This is a genomic window from Cellulomonas sp., assembly GCF_965229465.1.
Classification (GTDB): Bacteria; Actinomycetota; Actinomycetes; order Actinomycetales; family Cellulomonadaceae; genus Cellulomonas.
This window is the reverse complement of record NZ_OZ245882.1, coordinates 3746041-3771248: the sequence shown is the minus strand read 5'-3', so window position 1 is coordinate 3771248 and position 25208 is coordinate 3746041. Positions and strand designations below refer to the sequence as shown.

Here is a 25208-nt window from a genome sequence, read left to right as displayed (position 1 = left end):
CGACGAGGTGCGGGCATCGACGAGGACGGCACCGATGCGCAACGAGGTGCAGCTGATCGCGTACGCCGACCGCCTGGGCGGCGACCTCCCGGGTCTGACGCGCCTGCTCCGCGGCCCGCTGGCGGGAGCGTTCGGCGGGGTGCACGTGCTGCCGTTCTTCACGCCGTACGACGGCGCCGACGCGGGGTTCGACCCGGTGGACCACACCGCCGTCGATCCCCGCCTGGGCACCTGGGACGACGTCCGCGAGCTCGCCACGACGCACGACACCGTGGTCGATCTGATCGTCAACCACGTCTCGGCCGACTCGGCGGCCTTCGCCGACGTGCGGGCGCGCGGCGACGCCTCACCGCACGCCGGCATGTTCCTCACGATGTCGTCGGTGTTCCCCGTCGGCGCCACCGAGGAGGACCTGACCCGCATCTACCGGCCGCGACCGGGACTTCCGTTCACCCCCGTCCGGCTCGGCGACCGCCTCCGGTACGTGTGGACGACGTTCACGGCGCAGCAGATCGACATCGACGTGCGCTCCCCCGCCGGCACGGCCTACCTGACGTCGGTCCTGGACGCCGTCGCCGACGCGGGCGTCACGCTGGTGCGGCTCGACGCCGTCGGGTACGCGGTGAAGACCCCCGGCACCACGTGCTTCATGACGCCGGAGACCTTCGCGTTCATCGAGGAGTTCACCGGGCAGGCGCGTGCGCGGGGGGTGGACGTGCTGGTCGAGGTCCACTCGTACTTCCGCCGGCAGATCGAGATCGGCCGGTCGGTCGACCTCGTGTACGACTTCGCCCTGCCTCCGCTCGTGCTGCACGCCCTGTACACCGGCGACGGTTCCGTGCTGGCCCGCTGGATGAACGAACGCCCCGCCAACGCCGTCACGGTGCTCGACACCCACGACGGGATCGGCGTCATCGACGTCGGTCCCGACCAGACGGCCCGGCCCGGCGAGGAGCCGCGTCCGGGCCTGCTGGGCTCGGCGCAGATCGACGCCCTGGTGCAGGGCATCCACGCCCGCACGGGTGGGGCGTCGCAGCGCGCGACGGGGGCGGCGGCGTCGAACCTGGACCTGTACCAGGTGAACTCCACGTTCTACGACGCCCTCGGTGGCGACGACCACGCCTACCTGGCCGCCCGGGCCATCCAGCTGTTCACCCCGGGGATCCCGCAGGTCTACTACGTCGGCGCGCTGGCGGGCGGGAACGACCTCGACCTCCTGGAGCGCACCGGGGTCGGGCGGGACATCAACCGGCACCACTACACCCCCGACGAGGTCGAGGCGGCGCTTCGTCGGCCCGTCGTCGCCGCCCTGCTCGACCTGTGCCGGTTCCGCAACGCCCTGCCCGCGTACGACGGCGGCGTGGAGGTCGAGCTCGTCGGCTCGGTGCTGCGCATGACCCGCCGCGGCGTCGCCGAGCCCGCCGCGACCGCCCACCTCGCCGTGGACCTCGTGGAGGCGTCGGCCACGATCCGGTGGACGACCGCCGACGGCGGCTCGGGCAGCACGTCCGACCTGCTGGCTGCTCCCCCTCATGCGTAGCCGACCTCGGTCCGCCGCCCGGCCCGCTGCCAGGATGGGCAGATGACCGCACCGGGGCCGGGAGTGACCGCTCGTCGATGGCGCAGCCGACGGTCCGCGGCGGTCGCGGGAATCCTCTTCGGGGTGCTGCTCGTTGCCGCGCTCGCCATGATGCGGGTCGCGGTGTCCGGAGAGAGCCTCCAGCAGCTCGAGGCCGACCCGGCACGCCAGACCCTGATCCGCACCGCGCTGAACCTCGTGCCGTTCGCCGGCATCGCGTTCCTCTGGTTCATCGGCGTCGTCCGTGACCAGCTGGGCGAGGTCGAGGACCGGCTCTTCTCCACCGTCTTCCTCGGGAGCGGCCTGCTGTTCCTCGGCATGCTCTTCCAGGGGGCCGTCACCGTGACCAGCCTCGTCGAGATGATCCCGGGCGAGCGCCTCGACGCCGGGATCTGGACCTTCGGGCGGGGTGCGACGGAGGCGCTCGTGTCGGTGTACGCGATGCGGATGGCCGCCGTGTTCACGCTCTCGGTGAGCACTGTCGCGCTGCGGACCGCGGCCGTCCCGCGCTGGGTCCCGTTCAGCGGCTACGCCGTCGCGCTCGTGCTCCTGCTGGTGGCCGGCACGCAGAAGTGGGCGCAGCTGCTGTTCCCCGCCTGGGTGCTGGTCCTGAGCATCGCCATCCTGCTCACCCCCGGCCACGGCCGCCCCGCCGAGCCGACCCGGCCAGGCTGAGGTATCTCACCGGGGGTGGCGCACCCCTGGAGTGCATGAGCGCCGGGGTGGAGTACGTCGGGTTGCTGGCTTCCGCCGGCTCCCTGACGTTGTGGTTCCCGCAGGCCGTGCGGCTGTGGCGCCACCGGCACGACGCGACCGCGCTCGACGGCATCTCGATCACGACGCAGGTGGTGCTGCTGGTCACGGAGAGCCTGTGGGCGACGTACGCCGTGCTCACGGGATCCCTGTGGGTCGGTGTCCCCGCGATGGTCAACATCCCGCTCGCCGTTCTCGCCGTCCGGCTGCTGCGCCGCTCCCGTCGGGGCGCTCCGGCGGGTGAAACCGCGGAATCGCCCTCCGACCTCGTTCTCGACAGGCCGCTCCAGCCCCTAACGTGGACAAATCGGACACCGTGACCAGCACGGTGCCCGTCCGTCATGAGGGGGCACTCCATGGTTCGTCCACGCACGTCACTCATCGCCGCCGCGCTCGCCGGAGCCGCGGTGCTCGGTTCGGCCGGGTCGGCGGCAGCCTGTCCCACTGACCCGCGGGACGACCCGACCACGTGGGAGTACGGCGGCGTCTACGACTGCACCAAGGCGACCGTCGGCCACGGGGTCCGCACCTACACCAAGCCGTCGCCGGTGGCGTTCGTGGTGATCAAGACCGGCAAGACGTACTTCGTCAGCGACCTGGGCGACGCCAACGAGGGCGACCGCACCTACACGTTCGACAAGAACATCCGCTTCGTCATCACCTGCGAGTTCACGGACGTGTAGCCCGCTGTCCGGCCTGCCGCGCGGCGGACTCGAGCCGCTCGCGGTAGGCCGGCCAGTCGATGGCCGGGATGTTGGGGTCGTCGCGCCGGCTGCCGACCGCACCGTCGATCAGCTCGCGCACGATGTCCGCATGCCCGGCGTGCCGGGCGGTCTCGACGCTCATGTGCACGAGCATCTGGTGCAGCGTCACGTGTCGCTTCTCCCCCCACCACGGCACGTCCCCCGGGGCGTCGAGCGGCAGCGCCTCGATCGTCGCGTCGCTGTGCTCGGCCGAGTAGTGGTGCAGCGCGACGATCTCCTCGCGGGTCTCGTCCGGGGTCGCCCACATGTCGGCGTTCACCTCGGCGTCGTCGGCGAACCACGGCAGCTCGCGGTCCGGCGGACGGCCGAAGACCTCACCGAAGTAGCCGAGCTCGACGCTGGCCACGTGCTTGACGAGGCCGAGCAGGTTGGTTCCGGTCGCTGTCATCGGCCGCCGGATCGCGTACTCGTCGAGATCGTCGAGCTTGCTGAGCAGGCTGGTGCGCTGGGCGCGCAGGTAGCGGTGCAAGGTCGCCTTGTCGTCCATCCCGCCACTATGCCGTGACCGGGTCGCAGTCGTCCGTCGGTACTGTCCCTCGGTGGCCCCTCTCGAGACCCTGCGCTACGGCACGCTCCCCGACCAGCTGGTCGACCTGACGTTCCCGACGGGCGTGGCACGTCCCCCGCTGGTGGTCCTGCTGCACGGCGGCTTCTGGCGGGTCGCGTACGACCGGCTGCACGTGCGCGTCGTCGCCGACGACCTGACCGCACGGGGGTACGCGGTGGCGAACGTCGAGTACCGCAGGGTCGGGGGCGGCGGCGGGTGGCCCGCGACGTTCACCGACGTGGGGGCCGCGATCGACGCGGTGGAGGCGGCGCTCATCGACCGTGTCGACCTCGACTCCGTCGCGTACGTCGGTCACTCCGCGGGCGGGCACCTGGCCCTCTGGGCCGCGCTGCGCGACCGGCTGCCCACCGGGGCGCCCGGTCGAGCCGCCCGGCCACCCCGCGTCCGCGGGGTCGTCGCGCTGGCGCCCGCGGCCGACCTGGTCGCCGTCGACCGGCTGGGCCTGAGCCGCGGTGCCGTCGCCGAGCTGCTGGGAGGCAGCCACGCCACGGTCCCCGGCCGGTTCGCGGCGACGGACCCCGGCACGCTCGGCGCCCCCGCAGCGGCCACCGTCGTCGTGCACGGGCGGCTCGACGACACCGTGCCCGTCAGCGTCTCGCGCGGCTACCGGGACCGCACCGGTGTCCGCCTGGTCGAGGTCCCGGACGTCGGACACTTCGAGCTCATCGACCCCACGTCCGGCGCGTGGCCGGTGGTCCTGGACTCGCTCCGGGGCGTCCTGCGCTGAGCGCGAGCGGGCTGCGAGCAGTCTGCGAGGGCGTCTGGGCACCCTGGGTCATGCACACCGCACCCGACCCGGAGGAATCATGAGCACGACCACGCAGACCAGCACCGCGGGCACGAGCGACCTGTTCGAGACCCCCGCCGCCGACGCCGACGCCGAGGTCTTCTCGACGCGCGTCGTCGCGGCCACGCTCGGGGCGATGGAGGTCCTCGCGCTGCACCTGGGCCGCACGCTCGGCTGGTACCAGGCGCTGGTCGACGAGGGACCGCTCACGTCCGTCGAGCTCGCACACCGCACCGGGACGCAGGAGCGCTACGCCCGCGAGTGGCTGGAGCAGCAGGCAGTCAGCGGCTACCTGCTGGTCGACGACGACGCCGCCGCACCCACCGAGCGCCGGTTCCACGTCGCCCCCGGAGCGGTCGAGGTGCTCACCGACGCCGACAGCCCCGCGCACACCGCCCCGCTGGCCGGGTTCGCGGTGGCGGTCGGTCGCCAGTTCGACGACCTCGTCGAGGCGTACCGCCACGGCGGCGGGGTCTCGTGGGCGCAGCTGGGACCGGATGCCCGGACCGCGCAGGCCGCGTTCAACCGGCCGCTCTTCCTGCACCAGCTGGCCCAGGAGATCGTCCCCGCGCTGCCCGAGCTGCACGAGCGCCTGCTGGGGACCGCCCGCGTGGCGGACATCGGCAGCGGGGAGGGCTGGTCGACCATCGGCCTCGCCCGCGGGTTCGTGTCGGCCACGTTCGAGGGGTTCGACGTCGACGAGCCGTCGGTGGCCGCCGCTCGTCGGCACGCGAGCGCGCACGGCGTCGACGACCGGGTCACGTTCTCGACCGTCGACGCCGCCACCCTGCGCGAGTCCCGGTCCGGCGCGTTCGACGTGGTGATGGCCTACGAGTGCGTGCACGACATGCCCGACCCGGTGGGCGTCCTGACGGCGATGCGGGAGATGGCCCGCGACGACGGCTACGTCCTGGTGATGGACGAGCGTGCCGCCGAGACGTTCGCCGCGCCGGGCGACCTGGTCGAGCGCCTGCTGTACGGGTTCTCGATCCTGTGCTGCCTGCCCGACGGGCTGTCGACTCCGGGCGGCGTCGGCACGGGGACGGTGATGCGTCCGAGCGTGCTCGCGGACTACGCCGCGGCGGCGGGCTTCTCTGCCGTCGAGATCCTCCCCGTGGAGCGCGACTTCTTCCGGTTCTACCGCCTCCGGCTCTAGCGCTCTCCGGTGCGACGGGCCGGTGGTGGTGACGCCGCTGCCACCGGCTCGGAGCCCACCGGGAGCGTCGGGATCAGACGGGAGAAGTAGAGCGCCAGCGCCGCCACGATCGCCAGCACCGCGAGGCTCGCCCGCAGCGCGTCGATCCGGGCTGCCGCGTTCTCCTCGGTGATCGCCGTGACCTCGTCCGGCGGGAGACCGGCCTCGCCGAGCGCGCTCTGCAGCTGGGCGTCGGACACGAACGGCACGCCACCGGCCAGCTGCACCTCGGCGGTGGCCGTGACCTCAGCACTGACCTGCGGGTTGTCACCCAGACCGGTCAGCAGCGTCGACGTCAGGGTCGCGATGAGGATCGAGCCGGCCACCGCGGTGCCGAGCGACGCGCCCAGGTTGGTCATGGTGTTCTGCACTCCGCCCACGTCACCGCTCAGCTCGTCCGGCACGGCCGAGACGGTGACCGCGCCGAGCTGCGACGCGAGCGCGCCGACCCCGAACCCGGCGAGCAGGAGCGGGACGGTGACGATCTCGGCTCCGGCTCCCACCTCGAGGGCGCCCATGAGCACGACGATGCCCAGCAGCAACGCCGCGAGGCCCCAGCGCACGACCTCGCGCGGCGAGGCCCGGGGGAAGAACCGCGGGATGCCGATGGCGGCGATGAGGAGCGACACGGACAGCGGGAGGAGTCGCGCACCGGTCTGGAGCGCCGTCAGGCCGAGGGAGATGGACAGGAACAGCGGGACCACGAAGAAGAGTCCGGCCTGGATCATGAACTGGAAGAAGAACATCGTCAGTCCGCCGACGAGCCTGGCGTTGCGAAGCAGGTCCAGGCGCAGCAGCGGCTCCCGGCCCGCCGCGGCGACGTGGTGCTCCCACGCGACGAACAGGCGGAGCACGACGAGGCCGGCCAGGACGAGCCACACCGTCGGTGACAGTCCCACCCACGACGGGCCGCCGGGGCGGGTCAGCACCCACCCCCACTCCCCCGAGCGGAGCACCCCGAAGACAGCGAGCCCGAGCCCGAGGGCGGACAGGGCGGAGCCGACGAGGTCGAGGCGGAACCGCTCCTCCGGCTCGGCGTCGGCGATCCTCCGGGTGAGCGCCAGGATGCCGACGACCAGGACGACCTCCCCGGCGAACACGTAGCGCCAGGTCCAGTAGGTGGTGACGAACCCGCCGATCAGCGGCCCGGCGGCCACGGCGATCGCGCCGGCTGACGCGACCAGGCCATAGGCCCTCGGGCGGTCGGAGGTGCCGAAGTTCGAGGCGACCAGCGCGACGATCGCCGGCATGATCAGCGCCGCACCCAGGCCTTCGAGCACCGACCAGCCGAGGATCAGCACCGGCAGGCTCTGGGCGATCGAGGTGACGAACGAGCCGCAGGCGTAGATCACGCAGCCGATGGCGAACGCCCTGCGCCGCCCGATCAGGCTGCCGATCTTGCCGCCCGTGATCATCATCGTCGCCATCACGAGCGTGTAGAGCGTGATCGCGGTCTGGATGCCCGTCACGGTGGTCCCGACGTCCGCCGCGACCTGCGCGATGGACACGTTCATCACCGAGCTGTCGAGCGTCATGAGGAACTGCGCGGTGGCCAGCGTGAACAGGACGAGCCCCGCTGCCCCGCGGGTGCGAGAGGCCATCGGCCACCGTGTCCCCTCTCCGGCGGGCTGCCGGTCTGTCCAGGACTACCACCACCAGGGATCCGACCGCTACGCCCCCGCGGGCCCCGACGCCATCGCGGACAACGCGTGCCGGGCCGCGGTCTCCGGGTCGAGCGTCGCCCCCACGTCGGCGAGCTCGGCGAACCGGTCAGCACCGAGCCTGCTCTGCAGACGCTCTCGCGCGCGGTCGAGCCGTGCGCGCTCGGCACCGAAGCTCACCGACCCGCCCCCGAGGACCACCGCTCCCCACAGCTCGGCCGCCGCGGTGTCGGCACCGACCCGCTCGAGCAGGTCGACGAGGTTGCGCAGCGTCGTGACCAGGTGCGTGCGGTTCGCGCGCACCAGCCACCAGCGGACCACCTCGTCGAACGCGGCCATCGCAGCCGCCGGGTCCCCGTGCCGGGCGCGGACCGACGACGCCGACACCCGTGCGACCCCGCCGAGGAAGGTGCAGCCGGACTGCTCGGCCAGGGTCGCCGCCCGCTCCAGGTGCGCGAGGGCCACCGCCGGACGGTGCTCGATCTCGATCTCGCCCGACGCGTAGGCGAGGTTGCCCAGGACGGTGGGCCCGAGGTCGTGGAACCGGTCCATCTCCTCCCGCGTGCGGTCCAGCAGCTCGCGCGCCTCGTCGTACCGGCCCGCGTACGACGCGCAGAGGATCGGGTAGCTCAGACCGGTCATCACGTAGTGCGGATCACCCAGCGACCGGGCCAGCTCGACCAGGCGCAGGCCCAGCGCCGCCGAGTCGTCGAGCCGGCCGTCGTACAGCGCCACGTCGCCCAGCACCTCGAGCGCGGTCATCCGGACGCGGTCGTCGTCGGCCACCTCCAGGGCTCGCCGCGCCCGCTGCTCCCCCGCACGCAGCTCGCCGCCGACCACCAGCCGCGCCGCGACCGAGACCTGCGCGGCGGCGCCCTCGGGGTCGTCGTCAGCGAGCACCGGACCCAGCCTTGCGGCCCAGCCGAGGATCTCGTCGTTCATGGTGCCCGTGGCGTGCACGTGCAGCGCCCCGGACAGCCGCGCCGCCAGGGCGGGGTCGGTGGTCCTGGCCCACGCGTGCGCGGCGCGCAGGTCCGCCACCTGCACGGACAGCAGCGCGCAGGCCTCGGGCTCGGCGGACGTGCGCAGGGCCGCGTCGGCCTGGCGCGCCACGTCCAGGAACCACTCGGCGTGCCGCCGCTGGAGCGCCGGCCGGACCGGTGCCGAGTCGAGCACGGCGGAGCGCACGGTGTGCAGCATCCGGTACCGCGTGCGGCCGTCCCGCACGTCGAGCGCGAGCAGGGACCGCCGCACGAGGCGCTCCGGGACCTCGGTGGCCGCCTCGAGCACCGCGGTGGCGTCGGCCGGTCGTACCGGCCCGGCGAACACCGGCCAGTCGGCGAGGACCGCGCGCTCGGCGTCGTCGAGCAGCGCGGAGGACCACGCGATCACCGAGGCGAGCGTGCGGTGTCGAGGCTCGGTACCGCGGCCCGGGTGCGCGAGCCTGGCCGCGCCCGTCGCCAGCTGGTCCCCGAGGTCGACGAGCCCGACGGTCGCGGCCCGGGCGGCCGCCATCTCGATGGCGAGCGGGAGGCCGTCCAGCTCCCGGACCACCCGGTCGACCTCCGCGGGCTCGGGATCGGTCGCCCACGCGCCGGCGGCCCGGGCTCGCTCCACGAACAGCCGACGCGCTGCCGGGTCGGTGCCGTCGACCGCCAACGGCGCCACGGCGTGCACCCGTTCACCGGCCACCTCGAGCCGCTCCCGGCTCGTCGCGAGCACGCGCAGCGGTCCCCCGGCGGCCAGCAGGTCCTCGACCACCGCGGCCACCGCCTCGATGACGTGCTCGCAGTTGTCCAGCACCACGAGCAGGTCCAGCGTGCCCGCGCGACGCAGCATGGTGGACGTCGTGCCACCCTCGCCGGACAGCTCGAGGGCCGCCACCGTCGCCGCAGGCACCGCCGCTCCGTCGGTGAGCGTCGCCAGCTCCACCAGCCGCACCCCGGACCGGTGCTGCTGCCCCCGGCGGCGGGCGACCTCCAGGGCGAGCCGCGTCTTGCCGACGCCCCCCGGACCCAGCAGCGTGACGAGCGGCTCGGTGCCGACCAGGGCGTCCACCGCGGCGAGGTCCTGCTCACGACCCACCAGCGTCGACGCGGGCACGGGGAGCGACGGGCGCGCGGTCGTCCGCGCCGGGCGGCCCCGCAACGCCTCCTGCTGCGCGGCCCGCAGGTCGGCTGACGGCCGCAGCCCGAGCTCGTCCAGGCTCGCGGTCGCCCTGGCCACGGCCGCGACCCCGTCGACAGGCCGGCCCGCCGCCGTCAGCGCGCGGGCGAGCTGCGCCCAGGCAGTCTCGCGATAGGGCTCGTCCGCCACCAGGGCCTCGAGGACCGCCACCGCATCGGCCGCGCGCCCGGCGTGGTGCAGCGCGGAAGCGAGCTGCTCACGGGCGGCACATCGTGCCTCGTCGAGGCGCAGCGCCTCGCCGCGTACCGCGACGAGGTCGGCCGCCCGGCCGAACGCCGGGCCGCGCCAGAGCGCCAGCGCCTCCTCCAGCAGCCGCACCGCCTCGGTCGCGGGACCAGCGGCTGCACCCGCGACGAGCGCCTCGAACCTGGCGCCGTCCACCCGCTCCGCCCCGAGCTCGAGCAGGTACCCACCGTCGACCGCCCGCAGCGGGACCCCCTGGGAGCGCCGGAGCCGGGACGCATGGGTGTGCAGCGTGTGGGTCGCGGTGCGCGGGGGCTCCTCCCCCCACAGCGCCTCGATGAGGACGTCCGCAGGCACGACACGCCCCCGCCGAGCCACCAGCACCGCGAGCAGGGCGCGCTGCTGGCCGCCGAGCACCTCGACGGTCCGGCCGTCCTCGCGCAGCTCGAGCGGGCCGAGCACCCCGACCTCCATGCGCCGATGCTACGAGGGCGGTGCGTCAGTCGTCCGTCCCTTGTGCGCCGTCCAGCGTCACCCACTGCGAGCGCCACCCGGGCGGGTCGAACGGCTCCGCCCAGTACGCGGTCTCCCGCGCGATCTTGCCGTCCCGGAGCTCGAAGATGAACGTGCTGTGGAACACCGGCCCGTCGTAGTCCAGCGTCGCCTCGGCGACGACCAGGTCACCGGCGGCGAGCAGGCGCCGTGGCGTGATCGTCGGCAGCACCGGGAACGCGCCGTAGACCCCGCGCCGGGCGTCGCCGCCGACGATCGTCTCGCCCGACTGCGGCCAGTCCGTCACCGCGTCCTCGTGGAACAGGTCGTCCATCACCTCGATCTTGCGGTCGTTCAGGCTGTCAACGCTTCTCACCCGACGGAGGATGCAGGCATGGCCCCGATCGACGCCCCACCGACAGCCGACACCCGCACGCGGATCCTCGACGTCGCCGAGCGGCTCGTCCAGACGCGGGGCTTCAACGGGTTCAGCTACGCCGACGTCGCCGCGGAGCTGGGCATCGCCACACCGAGCCTGCACTACCACTTCGCGACTAAGGCCGACCTCGGCGAGGCCCTCATCCGCCGGTACGCCGCGCGGTTCGCGGCCGCACTCGTCTCGATCGCCGACCGCCCTGACGACTCCCGCCGCATGCTCGACGCCTACGTGGCCCTCTACACCGACGTCCTGCGCGACCAGCGGATGTGCCTGTGCGGCATGCTCGCCGCGGAGTACCCCACGCTCCCGGCGCCCATGCGCACGGCGGTCACGGCGTTCTACGACAACGAGGCGTGGCTCGAGCAGGTGCTCGACGCCGGACGGGAGCAGGGCGTCCTGCGACTCACCGGCCCGTCGGACGAGGCCGCCCGCATCATCGTCGGCGGCCTCGAGGGAGCCATGCTCGTCGCCCGGTCCCACGGAGACCCGGTGCGCTTCGAGACCGCCGCCGGCCGCCTGCTCGCCGACGTCACGGGGGTGGCGTCACAGGGCTGAGCCCGGGCTCGGCGACGTAGCCGCAGCACCGCAGCACGCGCGCACGGTCGAGCGGACCACCTCTGTCGGAGCCGACCACGAGCCGCACCTGGGGGTCCAGGAGCAGCCCGCTCGGGTGCCCCGGCTCGTCGACCGGCGAGAGGTCACCGTCCGGGAGCTCGCCTCGGATCCACTCGGCGAGCGCGGGCCACCGGGTCGTCACGACGGTCCACAGGGCGAGCGTCTTGGGCTCCAGCGGCTCCAGCTCGGTCAGTCGCGCCGCGAACGCCACGTTGTAGGCCATGAGGAACCGCTTGGTCGCGCGGGGGTTCGGCTCCAGCAGGTCCGCGAACTCCTCGAGGATGTGGCTCTGCTGCGTCGCACGCTCCGGATTGGTGCGCCGCGCCTCGAGCACCGCCTCGGCCAGACCCTGGCGGGTCGTGTCCCCCAGCCCGCGCGCCTCGGTCAGGAGATCGACCATCCGCTCGTCCAGCGAGCCGGGGCCGACCTCCTGCGGCGCCTCGCGGATCCGGGCCAGCAGCTCGGCCGCGCCCGTCGCGCGCGGCCCGCCCTTCGGTGCGACGTCGAGCAGGCCGGCGAGATAGCCCGAGACCTGCGTGCGGTTCAGTGTGGGCAGCTCGATGCGCAGCTGGAAGAGCTTGTCGAGGAACAGGTGCCCGAGCGGCCGGCCGGGTTCGCTGACGTACGGGGAGAACACCCGGTAGGCGTCCTCGTACGCGGCCCGCAGCCAGCGGCCGTCGCCCACCGCCAGCACGACGAGCGCGGGGATCGGGTCGGCGCCGGCGGCCGCGCGCCTCCGCGAACGCCGGGACGACCGCTCGGGCCCCCGACGCAGGAGCGTCTGGACGGCGTCCAGCAGCTCCACCGCGAACCGCTCGTTGCAGCGGTCGAGGTCGTCGAGCACCAGCAGCACGTCCTTGCGGCTCTCCCGGCGCAGGGCCCAGATCTGCTCCGCCACCTCCTCCATGGGGTTCTCGTTCAGCTGCTCGTGCACGCGGGCGCCCTGGAGGGAACCGAGCGACAGGAACCGGCTGCCCAGACCCCCGACCGCCACCGTGAAGGCGACGACCGCGGTGAGCACGGTCATGGTCGCGCGCGGATCACCCTGCAGCAGCCAGACCACCGCCACGACCGCCAGGACCAGCGCAGGCGGTAGCCAGATCCGCCAGAGCCGCCGCGCCGCCGCGAGGGACCGGCGCACGGAGAACCCGATCCGGCGCCGGGGGCTCAGCGACGCCCGCACACCCTCGCGGAGATGCCCGAGGAGCGCCCACCACGCGGGCGACAGCTGGGACGACCTCCACGCGTCGAGCTGGATGACGGTCCAGGCCCGCTGCGCGGGGTCCTCCGGCGTCGCGAGCCGCTCGCCGATGAACCCGACCAGGCTGCTCTTGCCGGCTCCCCAGGGGGCGTCGAGGTGGACGGCGAAGGCCTCCTCCGCCCGGTCGGGCGCCTCCGCCAGCTCGCGCAGCAGGGACGCCACCTCCGTGGCCAGGCCCGCTCGGCCGAGAAGGTCGGCCCGCGCGGGCTGGTCGTGGACCAGCTTGGTCCTGCCGGTGGACGTCTCGACGGGGGCCACCGGGTCGGTCGGTGGCGGCGGCGCCGGAGCAGCGGGACGAGGACGGGACTTCGTCGGGCCGGCCCTCGCGCGCGGGACGACCGGCTCCGGCGCCGACGGCGCCTCCTCCGACACCTCCGACACCACCGACACCTCCGACACCTCCGACACCTCCGACAGCGACTCGGGCACGTCGCCCGCGAGCTCGTGCAGCCGCTGCTCCAGCAGCTCCTGCTCCACCCGCGAGGCGACGACGACGTGCAGCCGCGCGCCCGGAGCGGCCGCACGCCCGAACCCGTCCACGAGCGCGTCGAGGGCTGCCGCGGGGGTCAGGTTCCCCGCGCCCGCACCCAGCACGGGCGTCAGGACGTCGGTGATCCCGTGCTCGCGCGTCACGGTGCCGATCTGCTCCGCGAGCCCGTCGATGACGCCCGGCTCCGCGGGAGCGCCTGCCTTCGCCACCGTGACGGCGACGGCGACGCGACGCACGTACCGCGACTTGGGGACGTCGAGCATCACCAGCCGGCCCAGCGTGGTGCCGTGGATCGGCATGTCGACGCCCAGGCTCAGCAGGAACGTGTGCCACGGATCGCCCAGCGTGCCGAGCGCGGTGGTCGGCAGCACCAGGAGGTCGGCCGGCAGCGCCAGCACGTTGCCGAGGACCACGTCCACGACCGGGCGCTGCCTGTCGTCCACGGCATCCCCCCGCGCGCGCCGCCCCGCGGATCACGCCCGCGCAGGACGCCACCCGGTCTGCACCTCGATCGTGACAGCGCCGGTGCCCCCGGGGCAACGCCGCCGCGCTCCGGGCCGGAGACGCCGTTCGGCCCCGGCGCGGTGGCGCCGGGGCCGAACGTGGTGGTGCGGGGGCAGTGCGTCAGGCGATGCGGCCGCTCGAGGTCTCCTCGTCGCCGATCTTGTGCACGACGATCGAGTTGGTCGAGCCGACGACGCCGACGGGGGCACCCGCGACGACGACGACGTAGTCGCCGATCTCCGCGAGACCGTTGGCGCGCAGGGTCGAGTCGACCTGGTTGACCATCGCGTCCGTGTCATCGACGGACGGCACGCGATAGGTCTGCAGACCCCAGCTGAGCGAGAGCACGTTGCGCACGTCCTCCGCCGGCGTGAAGGCCAGCAGCGGGATGGTCGAGCGCAGGCGGGACATGCGGCGGGCCGAGTCACCGGACTGCGTGAACGTCACCAGGTACTTGACGTCGAGCACCTCGCCGATCTCGGCGGCAGCCCGCGTGATCACACCACCGCGGGTGTGCGGGGTGGAGCCGAGGGGCGCCATGCGCTCCCGGCCCATCTCCTCGGTCGCCTCGATGATCCGCGCCATCGTCCGCACGGTCTCGATCGGGTAGTCGCCGACGCTCGTCTCGCCCGAGAGCATGACCGCGTCCGCGCCGTCGAGCACCGCGTTGGCGCAGTCCGACGTCTCGGCGCGGGTGGGCCGCGGGTTCGTCGTCATGGACTCGAGCACCTGCGTGGCCACGATGACCGGCTTGGCTGCCCGGCGGGCCAGCTCGACCGCGCGCTTCTGCACGAGCGGGACCTGCTCGAGCGGCAGCTCGACGCCCAGGTCACCGCGGGCGACCATGATGCCGTCGAACGCGGCGATGATCTCGGCCAGGTTCTCGACGGCCTGCGGCTTCTCGATCTTGGCGATGACCGGGAGGACCCGGTTCTCCTCCTCCATGATCCGGCGCACGTCGTCGTAGTCGGCGGCGGACCGCACGAACGACAGGGCGATGATGTCCGCGCCGACGTTGAGGGCCCAGCGCAGGTCCTCCTCGTCCTTGTCGCTCATCGCGGGGACGGAGACGGCCACGCCCGGGAGGTTGAGGCCCTTGTTGTTGGACACCGGGCCGGCGACCTCGACGCGGGTCACCACGCGGGGGCCCTCGACGGCCGTCACGCGGACCAGGACCTTGCCGTCGTCGATGAGGATCGGGTCACCGACGCGGGCGTCGTTGGGCAGACCCTTGTGGGTGGTGGAGACGAGCTCCTTGGTGCCCTCGACGTCCTCGGTGGTGATGGTGAACGTGTCGCCCACCGCGAGGTCGTGCTTCTCGGCGATGAACCGGCCGAGGCGGATCTTCGGACCCTGGAGGTCGACGAGGACCGCGACGGAGCGACCGGACGCCTGCGCGGCGGCGCGGACGTTGTCGTACACCGCCTTGTGGACCTCCGTGGAGCCGTGGCTGCGGTTCAACCGCGCCACGTCCATGCCGGCGTCGACGAGGGCCTGGATCTGCTCCGCGGACTCTGTGGCGGGGCCGATGGTGCAGACGATCTTTGCTCTACGCATGAAGCGAGCCTATGCCTTCCGTTGTTTCTGGGTCGGACCGAAAGTCCCGTCCGACCACCCTGGCCGGCCGGTAGAGGACCGCGGTCAGGTGGGGATCAGGGGCGCAACGCCACGGTGCTGGCGGTGACCGGGGAGGGCAGCTCCGTGCTGCCGGAGAGGTAGGTGTCGACGGCGGCGGCGGCCGCGCGGCCCTCCGCGATCGCCCAGACGATGAGCGACTGACCGCGGCCGGCGTCCCCCGCGACGAAGACGCCCGGGACGGTGGTCGAGTAGTCGTCGGTGCGCGCGACCAGCCCGCGGGGGGTGAGCTCGATGCCGATCTGCGCGGTGAGGGGGTCGATCTCGGGCCCGGTGAAGCCCATCGCGACGAGCACCAGGTCCGCGGGGATCTCCCGCTCCGTGCCCGGCGTCGGCACGCGGCGTCCGTCGGACAGGTACTGCGTCGTGGCCAGCTGGAGGGCGCGCACGTTCCCGGACTCGTCGCCCACGAACTCGACCGTCGAGGCGAGGTAGTCCCGCTCGCCGCCCTCGGCGTGCGACGACGACACCTCGAACAGGATCGGGTCCGTCGGCCACGGCTGGTGCGCGGGGCGGTCCTCCGGCGGGCGCTTGCCGATCGCGAGAGTGGTCACCGAGGCGGCGCCCTGGCGCAGCGCGGTGCCGAGGCAGTCCGAGCCGGTGTCGCCGCCCCCGATGATGATGACGTGCTTGCCCTCGGCGGTGATCTGGTCCGGCACCGGCTTGCCCGCGGCGACGGCGTTCGCCTGGTGCAGGAACTCCATCGCGACGTGCACGCCGCCCAGCTCCTTGCCCGGCACGGTGAGCTCGCGCGGGACGGTGGCCCCCGTGGCGATGACGATGGCGTCGTACCGCGCCTGGAGCTGCGGCCACGTGACGTCGCGGCCCACCTCGACGCCCGGGCGGAACCGCGTGCCCTCGGCCTCCATCTGCGCCAGCCGGCGGTCGATGTGGATCTTCTCCAGCTTGAAGTCGGGCACGCCGTAGCGCATCAGACCCCCGATGGCGTCGTCGCGCTCGTACACGGCGACCGTGTGCCCCGCCCGCGTCAGCTGCTGCGCGGCGGCCATCCCGGCCGGACCGGAGCCGACGACCGCGACCGTGTGCCCGGTGAGGCGCTGCGGCACCTGCGGCGTCACGTACCCGCGCGCGAAGGCCTCGTCGATGATCGAGACCTCGATGTTCTTGATGGTCACCGGCGGCTGGTTGATGCCCAGCACGCAGCTGGACTCGCACGGCGCCGGGCAGATGCGTCCCGTGAACTCCGGGAAGTTGTTGGTCGCGTGCAGGCGGTCGATCGCGTCCGACCACTGGCCGCGCCACACCAGGTCGTTCCACTCCGGGATGAGGTTCCCGAGCGGGCAGCCGTTGTGGCAGAACGGGATGCCGCAGTCCATGCAGCGGCCGGCCTGCTCCTTGAGGTAGGGCTGACCGTCCTGGAGGTGCTCGTGCACGTCCTTCCAGTCGCGCAGGCGCACCTCGACGGGGCGGTTGGGCGGGAGCTCACGGTCCCGCACCTTCAGGAAGCCACGGGGGTCAGCCACGTGCCACCTCCAGGATCTGGTCCCACACGCCTGGCGCGGCCGGGTCGAGACCGTCGGCCTCGGCCTGGGCGAGCGCACGGCGGACGCGGGCGTACTCGGTGGGCAGCAGGCGGGTGAACCGCGCCCGCGTGGACGGGAGGTCCTCGAGGAGCACTGCGGCGACGGGCGAGCCCGTCTCGTCGAGGTGCGCGCGCAGCAGGCGCTCGACCAGCGCGGCGTCCTCGTCGTCGAGCGGGTCGAGGGCCAGCTCCTTCGTCCGCAGGGCGTCGGTGTTGACGAGCTCGGGCACGAGGTCGAGCACGTACGCGGTGCCGCCCGACATCCCGGCACCGAAGTTCCGGCCGGTCCGGCCGAGGACGAGCACCGTGCCGCCGGTCATGTACTCGCAGCCGTGGTCGCCCACGCCCTCGACCACCAGCGTCGCGCCGGAGTTGCGGACGCCGAAGCGCTCGCCGACCAGCCCGCGCAGGAAGATCTGCCCGGTGGTCGCGCCGTAGCCGATGACGTTGCCGGCCACCACGTTGTGCTCGCTCGACAGGGCGGCGTTGCGGTCCGGGCGCACGATGATGCGCCCGCCGGACAGGCCCTTGCCGACGTAGTCGTTGGCGTCGCCGAACAGCCGCAGCGTGATGCCGCGGGGCAGGAACGCGCCGAACGACTGGCCCGCCGAGCCCGTGAGCGTGACGTCGATCGTGTCGTCGGGCAGGCCCGCACCACTGAACCGCTTGGTCACCTCGTGACCGAGCATCGTGCCGACAGTCCGGTTCACGTTGCGCACCGGCAGGTCGATGCGGACCGGCTCGCTGCGCTCGAGGGCGTCCTGCGCGAGCGCGATCAGCCGGTTGTCCAGGGCGCGGTCGAGGCCGTGGTCCTGGTCCTTGGTGCGGTGCAGCTCCGAGCCCGCGACGGGGGTCGGCACGGCCAGCACGGGGGCCAGGTCGAGGCCCGAGGCCTTCCAGTGGTCGATCGCGGCGCGCGTGTCCAGCAGCTCGACGTGGCCCACCGCCTCCAGGAGCGTGCGGAAGCCCAGCTGCGCCAGCAGCGCCCGGACCTCCTGCGCGATGAACTCCATGAACGTCACCACGAACTCGGGCTTGCCGGTGAACCGTGCGCGCAGCTCGGGGTTCTGCGTGGCGACGCCCACGGGGCAGGTGTCGAGGTGGCAGACGCGCATCATGATGCAGCCCGAGACGACCAGCGGTGCCGTCGCGAAGCCGAACTCCTCCGCGCCGAGCAGCGCGCCGATGACGACGTCGCGGCCGGTCTTCAGCTGGCCGTCCACCTGGACGACGACGCGGTCGCGCAGGTTGTTCAGCACGAGCGTCTGCTGGGTCTCCGCCAGGCCGATCTCCCACGGGGTGCCGGCGTGCTTGAGCGACGTGAGCGGGCTGGCTCCGGTGCCGCCGTCGTGACCCGAGATGAGGACGACGTCGGAGTGCGCCTTGGCCACGCCGGCCGCGATCGTCCCGACGCCGAACTCGCTGACCAGCTTGGTGTGGATCCGGGCGCGCGGGTTGGCGTTCTTGGCGTCGTGGATCAGCTGCGCCAGGTCCTCGATCGAGTAGATGTCGTGGTGCGGCGGCGGCGAGATGAGCCCGACCCCGGGCGTCGAGTGCCGGGTCCGCCCGATCCACGGGTACACCTTGTTGCCGGGCAGCTGACCGCCCTCGCCGGGCTTGGCGCCCTGTGCGAGCTTGATCTGGATGTCGTCGGCGTTGGTCAGGTACTCGCTGGTGACGCCGAACCGGCCCGAGGCGATCTGCTTGATGGCCGAGCGGCGCTCCGGGTCGTGCAGTCGCTCCGGGTCCTCGCCGCCCTCACCGGTGTTCGACTTGCCGCCGATGCTGTTCATGGCGATCGCGAGGGTCTCGTGCGCCTCCATGGAGATCGACCCGTACGACATGGCGCCGGTGTTGAACCGCTTCACGATCTCGCTGACCGGCTCGACCTCGTCGAGCGGCACGGGCTCGCGCTCGCCGTCCTTGAACGCCAGCAGGCCGCGCAGCGTCATCAGCCGGGACGACTGCTCGTCCACCCGGTTGGTGTACTGCTGGAACACGTCGAACTGCCGCGTCCGGGTCGAGTGCTGGAGCCGGAAGACGGTCTCGGGGTCGAACAGGTGGTCCTCACCGTCGCGGCGCCACTGGTACTCGCCACCGACCGCGAGGCGCAGGTGCGCCTGCCGGTTGCCGCTCGCCGGGTAGGCGTCGGCGTGCCGCGCGGCGACCTCGGCGGCGATGACGTCGAGGCCGATGCCGCCGAGGCGGCTGGTGGTGCCGGTGAAGTACTTGTCCACGAGCGGCTGCGAGAGGCCGATGGCCTCGAACACCTGCGCGCCGCGGTAGGACGCGATGGTCGAGATGCCCATCTTGGACATGACCTTCAGGACGCCCTTGCCGAGCGCCTTGATGAGGTTGGCGACCGCCTTCTCCGGTCCCACGCCGGGCAGGTAGCCGTGGCGCGCCAGGTCCTCGACGGTCTCCATCGCCAGGTACGGGTTGACCGCGGCCGCGCCGTACCCGATGAGCAGCGCGACGTGGTGCACCTCGCGCACGTCGCCGGCCTCGACGACGAGCGAGATCTGCGTCCGGGTGTGCCGGCGCAGCGTGTGGTGGTGCACCGCGGACAGCAGGAGCAGCGACGGGATCGGTGCCAGGTCGGCGTCGGAGTTCCGGTCGGAGAGCACCAGGAAGCTCACCCCGTCGGCCACCGCGGCGTCCACCTCGGCGAAGATCTCCTCGAGCCGCTCCTCGAGCGCCTCTCCCCCGCCGCCGACCTTGTACAGGCCGCGGATCAGGGTCGCCCGGAAGCCGAGGGACGGCTCCTTGGCCACGTGCACGATCTTGGCCAGCTGGTCGTTGTCGATCACCGGGAACGGCAGGATCAGCTTGCGGGCGTGCCCGGGGCCGTCCTCGAGCAGGTTGGGCTCGGGGCCGATGGCGCCGCCGATCGCGGTGACCAGCTCCTCGCGGATGGCGTCCAGCGGCGGGTTGGTCACCTGCGCGAACATCTGCGTGAAGTAGTCGAAGAGCATGCGCGGCCGGGTCGACAGCACCGCGACGGGCGTGTCGGAGCCCATGGCGCCCAGCGGCTCGGCGCCCGCGGCGGCCATGGGGCTGAGCAGGATCTTCAGCTCCTCCTCGGTGTACCCGAAGGCGCGCTGGCGACGACGGACCGAGGCGGCGGAGTGCGCCACGTGCTCACGCTCGGGCAGCTGCTGGAGGAACACCGAGTTGTCGCGGACCCACTCGGCGTAGGGCCGCTGCGCCGCCAGGGAGGACTTGATCTCCTGGTCGTCGATGATCCGGCCCTTGCCGGTGTCCACCAGGAACATGCGGCCGGGCTCGAGCCGGCCCTTGGCGACGATGGTCGCGGGGTCGATGTCGAGCACACCCGCCTCGGACGCGCAGACGACCAGCCCGTCCTCGGTCACCCAGTACCGGCCGGGCCGCAGACCGTTGCGGTCCTGCACGGAGCCGATCAGGGTGCCGTCGGTGAACGTGATCGCCGCCGGGCCGTCCCACGGCTCCATCAGCGTCGAGTGGTACTCGTAGAACGCGCGCCGCGCGGGGTCCATCTGGGCGTGGTTCTCCCACGCCTCCGGGATCATCATCATCACCGCGTGCGGCAGGGTGCGGCCGGACAGGTGCAGCAGCTCGAGCACCTCGTCGAAGCTGCCGGAGTCCGAGCCGCCGGGCGTACAGACCGGCAGCAGCGGCGCCAGGTCGCCCAGCTCCTCGCTGGCGAGCGTGCCCTCGCGGGCCGCCATCCAGTTGCGGTTGCCGCGCACCGTGTTGATCTCCCCGTTGTGGGCGATCATCCGGAACGGCTGCGCCAGCGGCCACGACGGGAAGGTGTTGGTGGAGAAGCGCGAGTGCACCAGCGCGATCTCCGAGGCGTACCGCGGGTCGGACAGGTCCGTGAAGAACGGCTCCAGCTGGCCCGTGGTGAGCATGCCCTTGTACGCGAGCGTGCGCGCGGACAGCGACGCGAAGTACAGCCCGTGCTCGCGCTCGGCACGCTTGCGCAGCCGGTAGGCGCGGCGGTCCAGGTCGATGCCGGACAGCTCCCGCGAGGGATCCGCGACGACCAGCTGGCGGAACACCGGCATGGAGGCGCGCGCCGTGGGACCCACCAGGTCGGCCGTCACGACGACCTCCCGCCAGGCGAGCACGTCGAGCTTCTCCTCGGCCGCGATCGACTCGAGGGCCGCGACGGCCAGGCGCTGCTCGGTCTCGTCGACCGGGAGGAACGCCATGCCGATCGCGTAGTAGCCGGCGGGCGGCAGCTCGGCGTCGACGACGTCGCGCAGGAACGCGTCGGGGATCTGGGTGAGGATGCCCGCACCGTCCCCGCTGTCCTCCTCGGCGCCGACGGCGCCGCGGTGGTCGAGGTTGAGCAGCGCGGTCAGCCCCGCGTCGACGATGTCCCGGCCGGGCGTGCCGCGCAGCGTGGCGACGAACGCGAAGCCGCATGCGTCGTGCTCGGCGGCAGGGTCGTAAAGACCCTGCGGCAGCGGCGCGCGCTGGGCGCCAGGGCTCGCGGGCGACGTCGACATCTGCACCGTCCTCACGGTCCCCGACGAGGTCGGGGAATTGCACGAACAAGGGGAACGCGGGACGTCGTCGGCCCAGGTCTGGTGACCATACAGCGCGGTCCGCGGACCGCCTGCATCGTCGTGCGGAGCGGCGACCAGAGCCCGCGGGTCAGCGGGCGGGATCGGTCGCGATCTCCTCGTCGTCCTGCACGGTCGGGGGTGCCAGCAGGAGGGTCGTGTCACGTCCTGGGTGCCGGCGCCCGACCACCACGAACGCTACCAGCGCTCCGAGACCGACGATGATCGACGTCCAGACGTTGATCCGCAGCCCCAGCCACTCGTGGGCGGGGTCGATGCGGAGCAGCTCGATCCAGAGCCGTCCGCTGGTGTAGATGACGACGTAGAGCCAGAACACGCGGCCGTAGCCGAGCTTGAACCGACGGTCTGCCCAGATGAGCAGGGCGGCGCCGCCGAGGTTCCAGAGCATCTCGTAGAGGAACGTCGGGTGGTAGAGCGTGCCCGCGGGGTCGCCCACCGGCATGTTCGCGGCGTCGATCTGCAGGCCCCACGGCAGTGTGGTGGGAGCACCGAAGAGCTCCTGGTTGAACCAGTTGCCCAGCCGCCCCAGCGCCTGCGCGACCAGCAGGCCCGGCGCGAGGGCGTCCGCCCAGGGGGGGAGCCGGACACCCTGGCGATGCGCACCGATCCAGGCGCCGACGCCGCCGAAGGCCACGGCCCCCCAGATCCCGAGGCCGCCCTCCCAGATGTACAGGGCACGGATCGGCTCCCCGCCGACGCCGAAGTACGCGTCCGGGGAGGTGATGACGTGGTAGATCCGCCCGCCGACGATGCCGAACGGCACGGCCCAGAACGCGATCTCCAGGGTGGTGTCGGGGTCTCCCCCGCGCTCGATCCAGCGACGGCGCGTCATCCAGAGGGCGACGACGATGCCGAGCAGGATCGCGAACGCGTAGGCGCGCAGCGGGAACGGTCCGAGGTGCCAGACGCCCTGCGACGGGCTCGGGATGGCGGCCGGGAGCAGGGCGGTCATCGCGCGGACCTCACGCCGTCGGCGAGGGCCGACGTGACCCGGGCGAGCTCGACGAGACCCGTGGCCTCGTCGGGGGCGTCCAGCAGCGTGCGGACCAGGGCGGTGCCGACGATGACGCCGTCGGCGTACCGGGCCACGTCGGCGGCCTGGTCGGGACGGGACACCCCGAGGCCGACGCACACGTGCGCGGCGCCGGCGGCCCGGGTGTCGGCGACCAGCTGCTCGGCGCGGTTTCCCAGCGTCGTGCGCTCCCCCGTCACGCCCATGGTCGAGGCGGCGTAGACGAACCCGCGGGACGCGGCCGCGGTCGAGGCGAGGCGCTCGGGCGTCGAGCTGGGCGCCACCAGGAACACGCGGTCCAGCCCGTGCGTGTCCGACGCGGCGATCCACTCCGAGGCCTCGTCGGGGATGAGGTCCGGCGTGATCAGCCCCGCACCGCCGGCCGCGGCGAGGTCCCGCGCGAACGCGTCCACCCCGTACCGCAGGACGAGGTTCCAGTAGGTCATGACCAGCACGGGGGCGCCACGGCCGGCCACCTGCTCGACGGCACGGATGGTGTCGCCGACGCGCGTGCCGCCGGCCAGCGCCGCGTCGACCGCGCGCTGGATGACCGGGCCGTCCATCACCGGGTCGCTGTACGGCACGCCGAGCTCGACGACGTCCACGCCCGCGTCGATCATCGTCCGGACGGCCGCCACGGACCCGTCCAGCGACGGGTAGCCCACGGGCAGGTACCCGATGAGCGCCGCGCGCCCCAGGGCGTCGAGGTGCTCCGCGACCTGCGACCGGAGGGCGACCGTGCTCACAGCTGCTCTCCTTGGTCGGCCAGCACCACGGGCTCGTCCTCGATGAGGTCGAACCACGCCGCGGCGGTGGCCACGTCCTTGTCGCCGCGCCCGGACAGGTTGATCAGGAGCACGGGCTCGTGACCGTCGTCGCCGGTCCAGCCGGTGAGCTCCTGGCCCAGCTGGATCGCGCCGGCCAGGGCGTGCGCCGACTCGATCGCCGGGATGATCCCCTCGGTCCGGCACAGGACGCGGAACGCCTCCATGGCCTCGTCGTCCGTGACCGGCCGGTACTCCGCGCGCCCGATGTCGTGCAGCCACGCGTGCTCGGGCCCGACGCTCGGGTAGTCCAGGCCGGCCGAGACCGAGTGGCTGGGCAGCGTCTGGCCGTCCTCGTCCTGGAGCAGGTAGGACTTGGCGCCGTGCAGGACGCCGGGCTGCCCGCCCGAGAACCGCGCCGCGTGCCGGCCCGACGAGATCCCCGCGCCGCCCGCCTCGAAACCGAACAGCCGCACGTCGGGGTCGTCGAGGAACGCGTTGAAGATGCCCATCGCGTTGGATCCCCCGCCGACGCACGCGGCGACGGCGTCGGGCAGCCGGCCGATCTCCTCGAGGAGCTGGGCCCTGGCCTCCTCGCCGATGATCTTGTGGAAGTCGCGCACCATCTCGGGGAACGGGTGCGGTCCGGTGACGGTGCCCAGCAGGTAGTGCGTCGTCTCGACGTTGGCCACCCAGTCGCGCAGCGCCTCGTTGATCGCGTCCTTGAGCGTCCGCGTGCCGATGGTCACGGGGATGACCTCGGCGCCGAGCAGCTTCATGCGCGCCACGTTCAGCGCCTGCCGGCGGGTGTCCTCCTCGCCCATGTACACGACGCACTCGAGGTCGAGCAGCGCCGCCGCGGTCGCCGTGGCGACGCCGTGCTGGCCGGCCCCGGTCTCCGCGATCACGCGCGTCTTGCCCATGCGCTTGACCAGCAGGGCCTGCCCGAGCACGTTGTTGATCTTGTGCGAGCCGGTGTGGTTGAGGTCCTCGCGCTTGAGGAACACCCGCACGCCGGGCGCCACGTGCTGGGCGAACCGCGGCACCTCGGTGAGCGGGCTCGGCCGGCCGGTGTAGGTGCGGTGCAGGCGGGCCAGCTCGCGCCCGAACGCCGGGTCGGTCAACGCCTTGTGGTACTCGGTGTCCAGCTCGTCCAGCGCCGCGATCAGCGCCTCGGGCACGAACCGCCCACCGAACTGGCCGAAGTACGGCCCCGCGTGCGTGGACAGCGGACCGCTCGCCGTGGCCTCGAGGAGCTTGTCCGAGAGCGGGCCGACGGTCGGCCGACCGGTCACTGCCGTACCGCCCGGAGGGACGGGTGGGCACCTGCTGCGACGAGGTCGGCGACGGACTCGCGCGGGGCGTCGTCGGTGACCAGGGCCTCGCCGACCAGCACCGCGTCGGCGCCGGCGCGCGCGTAGTCCATGACGTCGTGCGGGCCGCGGACACCGGACTCCGCGATCTTCACGATGTGCGACGGGATGGCGGGCGCGACCCGGGCGAACGTGGTGCGGTCCACCTCGAGCGAGCGCAGGTCGCGGGCGTTCACGCCGATCACCCGGGCACCGGCGTCGGCGGCCCGGGAGACCTCCTCCACGTCGTGCACCTCGACCAGGGCGGTCATGCCCAGGGAGTGCACGCGCTCCACCAGCGACTCCAGCACGGTCTGCTCGAGCGCGGCGACGATGAGCAGGACCAGGTCGGCGCCGTGCGCGCGCGCCTCCCACACCTGGTACGGCGTGACGATGAAGTCCTTGCGCAGGACGGGGATCTCCACCCGGGCACGGACCGCGTCCAGGTCCGCGAGCGAGCCGTGGAACCGACGCTCCTCGGTGAGCACCGAGATGACCGCGGCGCCCCCCTTCTCGTACTCGGCGGCCAGCGCGGCGGGGTCCTTGATGGTAGCCAGAGCACCCTTGCTCGGGCTCGACCTCTTGACCTCGGCGATGACGCGGACGGCGTCCTCGGCGCGCAGACGGCCGACGCACTCGATCGCGGACTCACGACGGTGCGCCCGCTCCTTGACCGTCGCGAGCGGCGTGGCCTGCTCCCGGACGGCGAGGTCCTGCCTGACTCCCGCGACGATGTCGTCCAGCACGGTCATCGACAACTCACCTTCTCCCCCGGTCGACTACGGACCACCGTGCTCGCTTCCGAACGTGGCTGTGGCCCTGCGCCACATCGTAGGGCGGTCCGGGA

General features: G+C 73.1%; 19 protein-coding genes. 7 read left to right on the top strand and 12 right to left on the bottom strand.

What is annotated here, in order from left to right:
- Positions 1-34 precede the first annotated feature (34 nt).
- From gtfA to ACO06A_RS17810, 4 genes are read left to right on the top strand one after another with little or no spacing between them, the layout of a single operon-like run.
- Entirely contained in the window at positions 35-1540 is a 1506-nt protein-coding gene (gtfA, locus tag ACO06A_RS17825; RefSeq protein WP_421733529.1) for a sucrose phosphorylase, read from the top strand.
- A gap of 42 nt (positions 1541-1582) precedes the next feature.
- Complete coding sequence (locus tag ACO06A_RS17820; RefSeq protein WP_421733528.1) at positions 1583-2254, top strand: hypothetical protein; 672 nt, start codon at positions 1583-1585, stop codon at positions 2252-2254.
- 35 nt (positions 2255-2289) lie between these two features.
- A complete protein-coding gene (locus tag ACO06A_RS17815) occupies positions 2290-2652 on the top strand; it encodes a hypothetical protein (protein WP_421733527.1) in 363 nt (120 codons plus the stop codon).
- 36 nt (positions 2653-2688) lie between these two features.
- On the top strand, positions 2689-3015 hold the full coding sequence (locus ACO06A_RS17810; protein ID WP_421733526.1) for a hypothetical protein: 327 nt from the start codon (positions 2689-2691) through the stop codon (positions 3013-3015).
- On the opposite strand, the gene ACO06A_RS17805 is transcribed toward ACO06A_RS17810, so the two are convergent.
- Positions 3002-3583 carry a DinB family protein gene (locus ACO06A_RS17805; RefSeq protein WP_421733525.1) on the bottom strand — a complete coding sequence of 194 codons (582 nt, stop codon included), beginning with the start codon at positions 3581-3583 and terminating at the stop codon, positions 3002-3004. The two genes, ACO06A_RS17810 and ACO06A_RS17805, sit on opposite strands and share 14 nt — an antisense overlap.
- A 52-nt stretch (positions 3584-3635) precedes the next feature.
- Here ACO06A_RS17805 and ACO06A_RS17800 point away from each other — a divergent pair, with 52 nt between their 5' ends.
- Positions 3636-4391, top strand: a complete 756-nt coding sequence (locus tag ACO06A_RS17800; protein WP_421733524.1) for an alpha/beta hydrolase family protein — start codon at positions 3636-3638, stop codon at positions 4389-4391.
- A gap of 79 nt (positions 4392-4470) precedes the next feature.
- Entirely contained in the window at positions 4471-5607 is a 1137-nt protein-coding gene (locus tag ACO06A_RS17795; protein ID WP_421733523.1) for a class I SAM-dependent methyltransferase, read from the top strand.
- Here the strand turns inward: ACO06A_RS17795 and ACO06A_RS17790 are convergent.
- The 3 genes from ACO06A_RS17790 to ACO06A_RS17780 all read right to left on the bottom strand — a co-directional run bounded on the left by ACO06A_RS17790 (position 5604) and on the right by ACO06A_RS17780 (position 10545).
- Complete coding sequence (locus ACO06A_RS17790; protein WP_421733522.1) at positions 5604-7247, bottom strand: MFS transporter; 1644 nt, start codon at positions 7245-7247, stop codon at positions 5604-5606. The two genes, ACO06A_RS17795 and ACO06A_RS17790, sit on opposite strands and share 4 nt — an antisense overlap.
- 69 nt (positions 7248-7316) lie before the next feature.
- Complete coding sequence (locus tag ACO06A_RS17785; RefSeq protein ID WP_421733521.1) at positions 7317-10151, bottom strand: BTAD domain-containing putative transcriptional regulator; 2835 nt, start codon at positions 10149-10151, stop codon at positions 7317-7319.
- A 25-nt stretch (positions 10152-10176) separates the two neighbouring features.
- Positions 10177-10545 (bottom strand): nuclear transport factor 2 family protein, encoded by a 369-nt coding sequence (locus ACO06A_RS17780; RefSeq protein WP_421733519.1) that lies wholly within the window; start codon positions 10543-10545, stop codon positions 10177-10179.
- Positions 10546-10563: 18 nt separating this feature from the next.
- Between ACO06A_RS17780 and ACO06A_RS17775 the strand changes: the two genes are divergently transcribed.
- A complete protein-coding gene (locus tag ACO06A_RS17775; protein WP_421733518.1) occupies positions 10564-11163 on the top strand; it encodes a TetR/AcrR family transcriptional regulator in 600 nt (199 codons plus the stop codon).
- Here ACO06A_RS17775 and ACO06A_RS17770 read toward each other — a convergent pair.
- From ACO06A_RS17770 to trpC, 8 genes are all read right to left on the bottom strand, one after another.
- Complete coding sequence (locus tag ACO06A_RS17770) at positions 11138-13417, bottom strand: P-loop NTPase fold protein (protein ID WP_421733517.1); 2280 nt, start codon at positions 13415-13417, stop codon at positions 11138-11140. The two genes, ACO06A_RS17775 and ACO06A_RS17770, sit on opposite strands and share 26 nt — an antisense overlap.
- A 181-nt stretch (positions 13418-13598) precedes the next feature.
- Entirely contained in the window at positions 13599-15035 is a 1437-nt protein-coding gene (gene pyk / locus ACO06A_RS17765; protein ID WP_421733516.1) for a pyruvate kinase, read from the bottom strand.
- Between the two features lie 95 nt (positions 15036-15130).
- The gene (locus tag ACO06A_RS17760; protein WP_421733515.1) at positions 15131-16597 is read right to left on the bottom strand and encodes a glutamate synthase subunit beta; all 1467 of its coding nucleotides are present in this window, start codon (positions 16595-16597) and stop codon (positions 15131-15133) included.
- Entirely contained in the window at positions 16590-21155 is a 4566-nt protein-coding gene (gene gltB, locus ACO06A_RS17755; RefSeq protein WP_421733514.1) for a glutamate synthase large subunit, read from the bottom strand. The genes ACO06A_RS17760 and gltB overlap by 8 nt, the downstream gene beginning before the upstream one ends.
- A 148-nt stretch (positions 21156-21303) precedes the next feature.
- The gene (gene lgt, locus ACO06A_RS17750) at positions 21304-22185 is read right to left on the bottom strand and encodes a prolipoprotein diacylglyceryl transferase (protein ID WP_421733513.1); all 882 of its coding nucleotides are present in this window, start codon (positions 22183-22185) and stop codon (positions 21304-21306) included.
- Entirely contained in the window at positions 22182-22991 is an 810-nt protein-coding gene (trpA, locus tag ACO06A_RS17745; RefSeq protein WP_421733512.1) for a tryptophan synthase subunit alpha, read from the bottom strand. The genes lgt and trpA overlap by 4 nt, the downstream gene beginning before the upstream one ends.
- Positions 22988-24304 carry a tryptophan synthase subunit beta gene (gene trpB / locus ACO06A_RS17740; protein WP_421733511.1) on the bottom strand — a complete coding sequence of 439 codons (1317 nt, stop codon included), beginning with the start codon at positions 24302-24304 and terminating at the stop codon, positions 22988-22990. Before trpB ends, trpA begins: the two co-directional genes overlap by 4 nt.
- The gene (gene trpC, locus ACO06A_RS17735) at positions 24301-25113 is read right to left on the bottom strand and encodes an indole-3-glycerol phosphate synthase TrpC (RefSeq protein WP_421733510.1); all 813 of its coding nucleotides are present in this window, start codon (positions 25111-25113) and stop codon (positions 24301-24303) included. The genes trpB and trpC overlap by 4 nt, the downstream gene beginning before the upstream one ends.
- Positions 25114-25208 lie beyond the last annotated feature (95 nt).

Coding starts and splice junctions, on each gene's coding strand:
- gtfA (WP_421733529.1), top strand. CDS start 35: ATGCGCAACGAGGTGCAGCTGATCGCGTACGCCGACCGCCTGGGCGGC.
- trpC (WP_421733510.1), bottom strand. CDS start 25,113: ATGACCGTGCTGGACGACATCGTCGCGGGAGTCAGGCAGGACCTCGCC.
- ACO06A_RS17815 (WP_421733527.1), top strand. CDS start 2,290: ATGAGCGCCGGGGTGGAGTACGTCGGGTTGCTGGCTTCCGCCGGCTCC.
- ACO06A_RS17790 (WP_421733522.1), bottom strand. CDS start 7,247: ATGGCCTCTCGCACCCGCGGGGCAGCGGGGCTCGTCCTGTTCACGCTG.
- ACO06A_RS17805 (WP_421733525.1), bottom strand. CDS start 3,583: ATGGACGACAAGGCGACCTTGCACCGCTACCTGCGCGCCCAGCGCACC.
- ACO06A_RS17785 (WP_421733521.1), bottom strand. CDS start 10,151: ATGGAGGTCGGGGTGCTCGGCCCGCTCGAGCTGCGCGAGGACGGCCGG.
- gltB (WP_421733514.1), bottom strand. CDS start 21,155: ATGTCGACGTCGCCCGCGAGCCCTGGCGCCCAGCGCGCGCCGCTGCCG.
- pyk (WP_421733516.1), bottom strand. CDS start 15,035: ATGCGTAGAGCAAAGATCGTCTGCACCATCGGCCCCGCCACAGAGTCC.
- ACO06A_RS17795 (WP_421733523.1), top strand. CDS start 4,471: ATGAGCACGACCACGCAGACCAGCACCGCGGGCACGAGCGACCTGTTC.
- ACO06A_RS17810 (WP_421733526.1), top strand. CDS start 2,689: ATGGTTCGTCCACGCACGTCACTCATCGCCGCCGCGCTCGCCGGAGCC.
- lgt (WP_421733513.1), bottom strand. CDS start 22,185: ATGACCGCCCTGCTCCCGGCCGCCATCCCGAGCCCGTCGCAGGGCGTC.
- ACO06A_RS17775 (WP_421733518.1), top strand. CDS start 10,564: ATGGCCCCGATCGACGCCCCACCGACAGCCGACACCCGCACGCGGATC.
- ACO06A_RS17820 (WP_421733528.1), top strand. CDS start 1,583: ATGACCGCACCGGGGCCGGGAGTGACCGCTCGTCGATGGCGCAGCCGA.